The sequence below is a fragment of the Mitsuaria sp. GD03876 genome (assembly GCF_029840635.1).
GTDB lineage: Bacteria > Pseudomonadota > Gammaproteobacteria > Burkholderiales > Burkholderiaceae_C > Roseateles.
In genome coordinates this window covers 49,920-59,217 of record NZ_JAOCCU010000038.1, presented here as the reverse complement: position 1 = coordinate 59,217, position 9,298 = coordinate 49,920, and the positions used below count along the sequence as shown (strand labels likewise).

At 73.5% G+C, this 9,298-nt stretch carries 8 protein-coding genes and 1 tRNA gene; 2 read left to right on the top strand and 7 right to left on the bottom strand.

Translation table 11 applies throughout. The features are described 5' to 3' along the window. Nucleotides 1-175: 175 nt before the first annotated feature. Together N5D62_RS21300 and N5D62_RS21295 are read left to right on the top strand one after the other, a co-directional pair. Nucleotides 176-706: an Mpo1-like protein gene (locus N5D62_RS21300; RefSeq protein ID WP_279759896.1), complete on the top strand. Its 531-nt coding sequence runs from the start codon at nt 176-178 to the stop codon at nt 704-706. A gap of 121 nt (nt 707-827) precedes the next feature. After that, nucleotides 828-1,256, top strand: coding sequence for a CBS domain-containing protein (locus N5D62_RS21295; protein ID WP_279759895.1), 429 nt, complete (start codon nt 828-830; stop codon nt 1,254-1,256). 14 nt (nt 1,257-1,270) lie between these two features. On the opposite strand, the gene N5D62_RS21290 is transcribed toward N5D62_RS21295, so the two are convergent. The 7 genes from N5D62_RS21290 to selA all read right to left on the bottom strand — a co-directional run bounded on the left by N5D62_RS21290 (nt 1,271) and on the right by selA (nt 9,287). After that, complete coding sequence (locus N5D62_RS21290; RefSeq protein WP_279759894.1) at nt 1,271-1,849, bottom strand: nitroreductase; 579 nt, start codon at nt 1,847-1,849, stop codon at nt 1,271-1,273. Between the two features lie 11 nt (nt 1,850-1,860). Beyond that, nucleotides 1,861-3,606: a phosphonate ABC transporter, permease protein PhnE gene (gene phnE / locus N5D62_RS21285; protein WP_279759893.1), complete on the bottom strand. Its 1,746-nt coding sequence runs from the start codon at nt 3,604-3,606 to the stop codon at nt 1,861-1,863. Then, nucleotides 3,603-4,418 (bottom strand): ATP-binding cassette domain-containing protein, encoded by an 816-nt coding sequence (locus N5D62_RS21280; RefSeq protein ID WP_279759892.1) that lies wholly within the window; start codon nt 4,416-4,418, stop codon nt 3,603-3,605. The genes phnE and N5D62_RS21280 overlap by 4 nt, the downstream gene beginning before the upstream one ends. 15 nt (nt 4,419-4,433) lie before the next feature. Further along, nucleotides 4,434-5,324, bottom strand: coding sequence for a putative selenate ABC transporter substrate-binding protein (locus N5D62_RS21275; protein ID WP_279759891.1), 891 nt, complete (start codon nt 5,322-5,324; stop codon nt 4,434-4,436). A gap of 183 nt (nt 5,325-5,507) precedes the next feature. Continuing rightward, a tRNA-Sec gene (locus N5D62_RS21270) sits at nt 5,508-5,603 on the bottom strand. 16 nt (nt 5,604-5,619) lie between these two features. Continuing rightward, nucleotides 5,620-7,830: a selenocysteine-specific translation elongation factor gene (gene selB / locus N5D62_RS21265; RefSeq protein ID WP_279759890.1), complete on the bottom strand. Its 2,211-nt coding sequence runs from the start codon at nt 7,828-7,830 to the stop codon at nt 5,620-5,622. Then, a complete protein-coding gene (gene selA, locus N5D62_RS21260; RefSeq protein WP_279759889.1) occupies nt 7,827-9,287 on the bottom strand; it encodes an L-seryl-tRNA(Sec) selenium transferase in 1,461 nt (486 codons plus the stop codon). Before selA ends, selB begins: the two co-directional genes overlap by 4 nt. Nucleotides 9,288-9,298: the final 11 nt, after the last annotated feature.

Here is a 9,298-nt window from a genome sequence, read left to right as displayed (position 1 = left end):
TTGCCCGCGCGGCCTGTCCGCGCGCGGTCCACCGCACCGAAGGCACCTCGCTTGCCGGCGTCAACACTTGCATAGGGGTCTATCAGGAGTGGTGAAACCCGCATTCTGAACGGCACAAACAGGCTGGTCGCACTAGCATTGCGACATCACGACGACATCCCGCACGGAGACCGCCATGGCACGCCAAGCCACCGATCTGATGGCGCAGTACGCCGCCTACCACCGCGACCGCCGCAACATCGCCACGCATTTCGTCGGCATCCCGCTGATCGTGTTCGCGATCGGCGTGCTGCTGGCGCGGGCGCAATTCCACGTCGCCGACTGGACCGTCTCGGCCGCCTGGCTGGTCTGGGGCGCCGCGACGATCTGGTACCTGACGCGGGGCAACTTCGTCCTGGGCCTGGCCACCGCGATCGTCAACGCGGTGCTGATGGCGCTGGCCCATCCGCTGGCGGCCGGCTCCTTCGGCGGCTGGCTGGCCTGGGGGCTGGGCAGCTTCCTGGTGGGATGGATCATCCAGTTCGTCGGTCACTATTACGAGGGCCGCAAGCCCGCGTTCGTGGACGACCTGATCGGGCTGCTGGTCGGTCCGATGTTCGTCGTCGGCGAGGCGCTGTTCGCGATGGGCTGGGGCCGCGACCTGCTGGCCGAGATCGAGCGCCGCGCCGGACCCACCCATCTGCGCGACCTGACCCACCCGGCCTGAGCCCGGGGCACGCCCGGCGCCCTCCCCCCTTGGGGGTCGGGTCTTGCAGGGGCTTGCGGCGCACCGCCAACGCGCTTATCTTGGACGTCCGAGTTCCGCCAGACATTCGCCAGGAGGCCCCATGAAACCGGTGTCCGATCTGCTGAAGAACCGCGGCCCGAGCGTCTGGCGCGTCGCGCCGGAGGCGACGGTGTTCGATGCGCTGCACCTGCTGGCGCAACATGATGTCGGCGCGCTGCTGGTGATGGAGAACGAGCGCCTGCTCGGCATCTTCTCGGAGCGCGACTACACCCGCAAGATCGCGCTGCAGGGACGGGACTCCCGGCACACGCAGGTCAAGGACGTGATGACGTCCAATGTGTTCGTGGTGAAGCCCAACACCGACTGCCGCGAGTGCATGAGCCTGATGAGCCAGCGCAAGATCCGCCACCTGCCGGTGGTCGAGGGCGCCAGCGTCGTGGGCATGCTCTCGATCCGCGACCTGATGGACGACATCATCGCGGACGACGAGATGACGATCGCCCAGCTCCAGAGCTACATCTACGGCTGACGAGCGCGGGCGGCTCAGCCGCCCCAGAGCTGCAGCGCGTCGGCCGCGCCGGCCTTCGGCGCGCGCGGCTTGGGCGGCTTGTCGGACTTGACCGGCGTGCCCAGCGCGATCCAGCCCAGCAGCGTCTCCCCCGGCGCGCAGAACGCGGCGATCAGCCCGGGATCGCGGGCCTTCGCGCCGCTGAGCATCTTTCCCCCGAACCCCAGCGCCTGCGCCGCGTTCAGGAAGTTCGTCAGCGCTCCGCCGACACAGGCCCACTGCTCGTGCGCCGGCACCTGCGGATGGCCCAGGTCCAGCCGCGCCACCACCGCCACCGTCATCGGCGGGCGCAGCGCGCGTTCCTCGTCCATCGCGATGCCGTCCGCGTCCTTGCCGGCGCGGCGCGCGGCGTCGGCGTACAGCGCCGCCATCGCGCGGCGCGCCTCGCCGCGCACGACCTTGAAGCGGAACGGCACCAGCCCCGCGTGATCCGGCGCATGCAGCGCCGCGTCCACCATCAGCCGCAACTGCGCCTCGTCCGGCGCCGGCTCGACCAGGTACTTCGGCCCGACCGACGCCCGCTCGCGCAGCAGCTTCAGCCCTTGCTCGTTCATCTCGGACTCCCTCATCGATTCAGCCGCCGCCGCGCCGCGTAGGAGCAGGCGTCCACCGCCATCACCAGCGCGATCATCGCCAGCAGCACCGTGCAAGTCTCCCGCATCTGGAACAGGCTCAGGTGCAGCGTCAGCATCTGCCCGAGGCCGCCGGCGCCGACCACGCCCAGCACCGTCGCCGCGCGGATGTTGTTCTCCCAGCGGTACAGCGTGTAGCTGAGCAGCTGCGGCGCCGCCTGCGGCAGCGTCGCGAAGGCGAACACCTGCCAGCGCGACGCGCCCGCCCAGCGCAGCGCCTGCGCGGTCTGCGGCGGCGCGTTCTCGAGCGCCTCGGCCATCAGCCGGCCCAGCACGCCGGTCGTGTGCAGCGCCAGCGCCAGCGTGCCCGGCATCGGCCCCAGGCCCGCCGACACCAGCAGGATGGACGCCCACACCAGCTCCGGCACGCTGCGCAGCGCGTTGAGCAGCAACCGCGACGCCCAGCGCAGCGGCCCGGGCGGCCGGCTGGCCAGCAGCGCCACCGCCAGCCCGGCGATCGCCGCCAGCCCGCTGCCGAGCGCCGACATCGCCACCGTCTCCAGCGCGCCCTGCCCGACGCGGCCGAGGAAGGCGGGCGCCAGCTGCGGCGGGAAGAATTCGGCGAGGAAACGGCCCATCTGCGCCAGCGCCTCGGCGCCCAGCAGTTCGCCCCAGCGCAGCGGCAGCGACACGAAACTCGCCACCATCAACGCCAGCAGGCCGAGCAACAGCGCGCGCAGTCCCCAACGCGCCGGCGGCCGCGTCGGCTGGCGCTGGGGGTCGGCGCCGAGGCTGGCCTCGCGGGCGGGCCGCAGCCAGGCGCTGACGCGGTCCGCCAGCGCGACCAGCGCGATGAACACCAGCAGGATGGTCGCGACCTCGGAGCCCGCGAACATCTTGGTCGCGTTGTCCAGTTGCTGGCCCAGGCCGCCAGCGCCGACGAAGCCCAGCACCACCGACGAGCGGATCGCGCATTCCCAGCGGTAGACGGTGTAGCTGACCAGTTCGTCGGCGCAGCCCGGCAGCGTGCCGAACAGCAGCGCCTGCAGCCGGCCGGCGCCGCCGCGCAGCAGCGCCTGCGTCGGCGCGGCGTCGGCGCTCTCGAGGATCTCGGCGTAGACCTTGCCCAGCATGCCGCCGTAGGACAGCGCGATGGCCAGCACGCCGGCGCCGGGCCCCAGGCCGATCACCCGCACCAGCATCAGCGCCCAGACCAGCTCCGGCACCGAGCGCAGCACGACCAGCACCAGCCGCACCACGGCGCGCAACGCCGCCGGCGCGGTGCCCATGCGGCCCGTCAGCGCGGAGACCGACAGCCGCGCCGTCGCCAGCAGCGCCATCGGCACGGCGATCACCCAGGCGAGCGCCAAGCCCACCGTCGCCATCGCCACGGTGCGCCAGGTGTCGGCGGCGAGCATCGAGAGGAACTCGAGGTCCACCCGCGGCGTCAGGAACTGGGCGGCGAAGCGGCCGGTCGCGCGCAGGCTGCGCGGGTCAAGCAGCTCCCAGGGCCGGAACTCGCACCAGACCAGCAGCGGCCACAGCAGCACGAGCAAGGCGACGGCCAGGCCCAGGCGCCGCGTGGCGGCGGGATCGCGGCGCCAGGGTTCAAGGGCGGGATTGGCGCCGCGTGGGCCGCGTGGGCCGCGTGGGCCGCGTGGCCCGGCGGGATCGCCCGGATCGCCCGGCGCGCGGCCGGAGCCGCCGACGGCCCCGTCGCGCCCGCTGAGCGCGCTCATCGGCACATCGCCTGCGGCGGCGCGGCCGGCAGCGGCGCGTCGTCGACCGCGGACGGCGATGCATCCGGCAGGCCGGCGTAGATCTCGTCGAGCTGGCGGGCGCCGAGCTCCGCGGGCGGGCCGTCGTAGACCAGCCGGCCCTCGCGCAGCGCGATCACGCGCGGGAACATCCGGCAGGCCAGGTCGACCTGGTGCAGGCTGCAGACCAGCGTGCGGTCCTGCGCGCGGGCCGCGTCCTGCAGCACCGACAGCACGCGCTGCGCGCGCTGCGGGTCGAGCGCCGACAGCGGTTCGTCGGCCAGCCACAGCCGCGCCTTGGACACCAGCAGCCGCGCGATGGCCACGCGCTGGCGCTCGCCGCCGGAGAGCTGGTCGACGCGCGACCACAGCCGGTCGCCGAGCTCGAGCCGCTCCAGCGCCTCGTGCGCGAGCCGCGCCTGCGCCTCGCTCGGGCTGAACAGCATGCGCAGGCTCTCGCGCATCGAGGCGCCGGGCAGCCGGCCGGCCAGCACCGCGGTGGCGACGCGCTGGCGCGGCGGCAGCGGCGGGTGTTGTGGCGCGAGCATCAACTCGCGGCGCAGCCAGTGGCGGTCGCCGGAGGACAGCGTCCAGGCGTCCTCGCCGACCAGGCGCAGCGCGCCGGCGGCTGGCGGCAGCGCCAGCGCGAGCGCGTGCAGCAGCGAGGTCTTGCCGGCGCCCGAGGCGCCGATCAGCGCGACTTGCTCGCCGGTCTCGATCCGCAGCGACAGCGGCTCGACCAGGGTGCGCGCGCCGGCCTGCAGGCGCAGGCCGTCCAACTCCAGCAAGGGCATCGACGCGGGCTCAGTTCACTTCAACAGGCCGGCGTTCTCGGCGGCGGCCTTGATGCCGGCGTAGTTCTCCGGCTTGGTCGGCACGAACTTCGTCGCGCGCTGCAGCTCGAGGATCTCCTTGCCCTCGGGCGTGGTCGGGCTCAGCTTCAGGAAGGCGGCCTTGAGCTTGTCCTTCATCGCCGCGGGCATGTCGGCGTGGACGCTCCAGTTGTAGTCGTAGTACGGCGGCGTGGTGAAGAACACCTTCACCTCGGCCGGATCGACCTTCTTCTCGGCGACCAGCTTCTCCCAGACGGAGATGTTGAGCGCGCCGGCGTCGACCTTGCCCGAGGCCACGGCGGCGACGGTGGCGTCATGCGCGCCGGAGAACGAGATGCGCTTGAGGTCGGCGTCGGGATTGATCCTGGCGGCCAGCAGGAACGAGCGCGGCATCAGGTGGCCCGAGGTCGAGGACGCGGAGCCGAAGCTCAGCGTCTTGCCCTTGAGGTCCTCGAGCTTGGCGATGCCGGACTTGGCGTCGGTGATGAAGACGGAGCGGAACTTCTCGTCCTCCTCGCGCTGGACCAGCGGGACGATCTTGCCGCCGGCGCGCACGTTGGCCTGGACGAAGGTGAAGCCGCCGAACCAGGCGAGCTCGACCTTCTTGTTGACGACGGCCTCGACGGCGGCGGCGTAGTCGGTGACGGGGGTCCACTCGACCTTGACGCCGAGTTCCTTCTCCAGGTACTTGCCCAGCGGCGCGAACTTGCGCGCGAGCTCGGTCGGCGATTCGTCGGGGATGGCGGTGACGCGCAGGACCTGCGGAGAGGTCTGCGCCTGCGCGACGCCGGCGGCGCCCGCGGCGATCAGCGAGGCGGCGACGATCCCATGCAGCGCACGGCTGACATGCTGGAAGAGGCTGGTCATCGGAGGGCTCCAAAAAGGTTCGCAGTCAAAGAAAGTGCCGCCCCTAGGGCGGCCGCAGGAACCGGCGACGTCGGATCGCCGTGGCGAGCGGCCCGAGGTTGCGCCGAGGCGCGCAGCCGTACTCTCGTACGGCGAGCACCGCAGGCGCAAGATCGGGCCGCGCAGCCGGCGAGCCGATGTTGCTGGCGGAAGGAAATGGGAGTCGAACCCACCCGACGGCGCGTGGCGCCATCCACCGGATTTGAAGTCCGGCCGATCCACCAGGATCGTTTTCCTTCCAGGGATCCTTGCGTGTTCATGCGGCCCGGGCGGCGTCGCCGCTCGCGTCGTCGATGAACAGGCGGCAATCGGCCCGCAGCTTGTGCGCGTCCCCGACGCGCCGCAGCAGGCCGACCTTGTCGAAGAACTCCAGCACCTGGATCGCGCGCTTGCGGCCCAGGCCGCTGCGGTCGCGGAACTCGGCGGCCCGGAGTTCGCCGTCGCCGGCCGAGGCCCGCGCGATCGCGGCCAGGGCCTCGATCGACGGGGGCGCATAGTACAGGTCCTTCACGACCTGGAACAGCTCGCCGCGCTGCGACAACCGCGCCAGCGTCGTGCGCACGAGCGCCTCGGGCTCGGCGGCGGCCTTGGCGAGGTCGCGGGCCCAGGCGCCCTCGACGCTGGCCTCCAGCAGCCGCGGCATCAGCTTCTGCGCCAGCCGCTCGTCCAGCGCCGACAGCTGCACCCCGTGCGCCGGCAGATGCGCGGCGGCGCCGCCGAGCGCGACGCGCGACGACGCGACCAGGCGCTGCACCAGCGCGCGCCACAGCGGCTCGGCCATCCGCGGCGCGGCCAGGCGCCGCCAGCGCGCGAGGTCGGGGCCGAGCTCCTCCGGCTGCTCCTGGTGGTAGCGGGCCAGGCGCTCCAGCGCGACGGCCTCCCACTCGGCGGTGCGCGCGGCGCCGAGCGCCCAGGCCGGACCGTCGGCGCCGGGGACGACTGCCATCGCACCCGCACCCGCCATCGCACCGGCACCCGCACCCGCACTCGCGGCCGCACTCGGACTCGGACTCGCACTGGCACTCGCACTGGCACTCGCACTGGCACTGGCACTCGCACTCGCACTCGCACTCGCACTCGCACTCGCACTCGCGGTCGCACTCGCACTCGCGGTCCCGCCGGCCGCTGCGCTCAGCAGTCCCGCGCGGGCGGACGCCGACACGCCCTGCCCCGCCGCGAAGCGCGCGAGGTCCAGGCCCATCGGCGCCTGCTCGAGCAGGCCCGCGAGGCGCTCAGCGGGCGTCGCCGCGCTCAGGGCGTCCAGTTCGGCCAGGCGCTGCGGCGTGCGCCGGTACCGCGCCGGCGCCTGCGGATCGATCACCGTCCCGCCGGCCAGCGCGCGCGTCGCCGACGCATCGCGCAGCACCACACGGTCGCCGGCCCAGGCACCGATCGGTCGATGCAGCACCAACTGGACGAAGGCCTCGTCCCCGGGCGCGAGCGCGTCCAAGGGCGCGCCGTGTGTCGCGGCGGCCGGCGCGTCCCGTGACACGGCGGATCGCGTCTCTCGCGGCGCGCCGTCGATGCGGCCCAGCACGGCGACCGAGCCGGTCACCTGCTCGGCGCCGAGGTGCACATGCACCGCCGTGCCGCTGCGCAGCGGCTTGGCCTCGTCGGACGACAGCCGCAGCCGCACGTCGAAGCGATCGGTCCACTGCGCGATCTCCGGCGCGGCCAGCCACTGGCCGTGGCGGACCTCGTCCTTCTGGATGCCGACCAGGCCGATGGCCACGCGCTGGCCGGCCGTCGCGCGCTCGGCGGCGGCGTTCTGGGCATGCAGAGAGCGCACCCGGGCGCGAGCCGGCGCCTGGCCCGGCGCGGGCGGCAGCAGGACGAGCTCGTCGCCGACGGCGACCTCGCCCGCATGCGCGGTGCCGGTGCACACCGTGCCCACGCCCGCCAGGCTGAACACGCGGTCGACGGCGAGCCGGAAGCCCTGCCCCGCGACCGCGCGCGGCGGCAGCGCCCGCGCCTGCGCCAGCAGGTGCTCGCGCAGCTCGCGCACGCCCTCGCCGGCCGTCGCGGCGACGTCGAACACCGGCGCGTCCGCCAGCGGCGTGCCGGCCACCAGCGCGCGGATCTCCGCATGACGCCGGGCCCGCAGCGCCTCGTCGGCGCGATCGCATTTCGTCAGCGCCACCGTGCCGCGCGCGATGCCCAGCAGCGACAGCAGCGCCAGATGCTCGCGCGTCTGCGGCATCACGCCGTCGTCGGCGGCGACCAGCAGCAGCGCGTGGTCGATGCCGGTCGCGCCGGACAACATCGTGTGCACCAGCCGCTCGTGCCCGGGCACGTCGACGAAGCCGATGCGCGTCCCCGTGCCCTCGACATCGAGGTAGGCATACCCCAGCGCGATGCTGATGCCACGCCGCTTCTCCTCGGGCAGCCGGTCCGTGTCGACGCCGGTCAGCGCCTTCACGAGCGTCGTCTTCCCGTGGTCGATGTGTCCGGCGGTTCCGACGATCACGCGAGCGCCTCCTTCAGCAGCCCGAGCTGCTCGACGAAGCCGGGTTCCTCGCGCGCCTCGTCCAGGCAGCGCAGGTCCAGCCACAGCTCGTCGGCCTGCACCCGCGCGATGACCGGCAGCGGCAGCGCGCGCAACGCGCCCATCAGCTCGTCGAGCGCGCGCCCGGTCCCCCGCTTGCCTGGCAGCCGCGGCGTCAGCACCAGTCCCGCCGACGGCAGCGTCTCCACCGGCAGCGAGCCCGAGCCGATCTGCCCGCGCATCGCGCTGACGCGCACCGAGAAGCGCGGCGCGACCGCCTGCTCCACGCGCGCCAACAGCCGCTCGGCCTGCGCCTCGATCTGGTCGACCGGCCGCGTCAGCAAGCGCAGCGTCGGCAGGTCGCGCGTCAGCCGGTCCGGCTGCAGGTACAGCCGCAGCGTCGCCTCCAGCGCCGCCAGCGGCAGCTTGGACAGGCGCAGCGCGCGCTTCATCGGGAACTTGCGGATCTTCTGCACCAGGTCCTTGCGGCCGACGATCAACCCCGCCTGCGGCCCGCCCAGCAGCTTGTCGCCGCTGAAGGTCACGACATCGCAACCGTCGGCCAGCATCGCCTGCGGCAGCGGCTCGGCCGGCAGGCCCCACTGCGCCAGGTCCACCAGCGAGCCGCTGCCCAGGTCGGTCATCAGCGGCACGTTCGCCGCCCGCGCGATCGGCGCGAGCTCCGCCTCGCTGACCGCCGCCGTGAAGCCCTGGATCGCGTAGTTGCTGGTGTGGACCTTCAGCAGCAGCGCGGTGTCCGGCCCGATCGCCGCCTGGTAGTCGCGCGCATGGGTGCGGTTGGTCGTGCCGACCTCCACCAGCCGCGCGCCGGCCGCGGCCATCACGTCGGGCATGCGGAAGGCGCCGCCGATCTCCACCAGCTCGCCCCGCGACACGATCGCCGAGCGCCCGCCCGCCAGCGCGGCGATGCCCAGCAGCACCGCGGCGGCGTTGTTGTTGACGACGGTCGCGGCCTCCGCGCCGGTGATCTCGCACAGCAGCGACTCGACCAGGCTGTCGCGATCCCCGCGCTCGCCGCGCGCGAGGTCGAACTCCAGGTTGTTCGGCGAGCCCATGCAGGCGAGCAGGTGCTGCAGCGCCTCGTCCGCGAGCAGCGCGCGGCCCAGGTTGGTGTGCAGCACCGTGCCGGTCAGGTTGATGACCCGGCGCATCCGCGGCGTCAGGCGCTCGACGCAACGCCGTTCGAGCTCGGCCGGCAGGTGTCGCAGCTCATGCGCGCCCAGCGACCCGTCCAGCGCGCGCTTGCGCCATTCGTCCAGCAGCCGGCGCGCCTGCGCGGCGACGAAGGCGTGGCCATGCCGCGCCATCAGGTGCGTCACCTCGGCATCGCGCAGCAGCCGGTCGACGGACGGCAGGTCCTTGGGGGCAGCGGGAGCCGGTGTCGGGACCGGGGAGCCTGCCGTCGGACCATGAACCATGGATGCCTCGG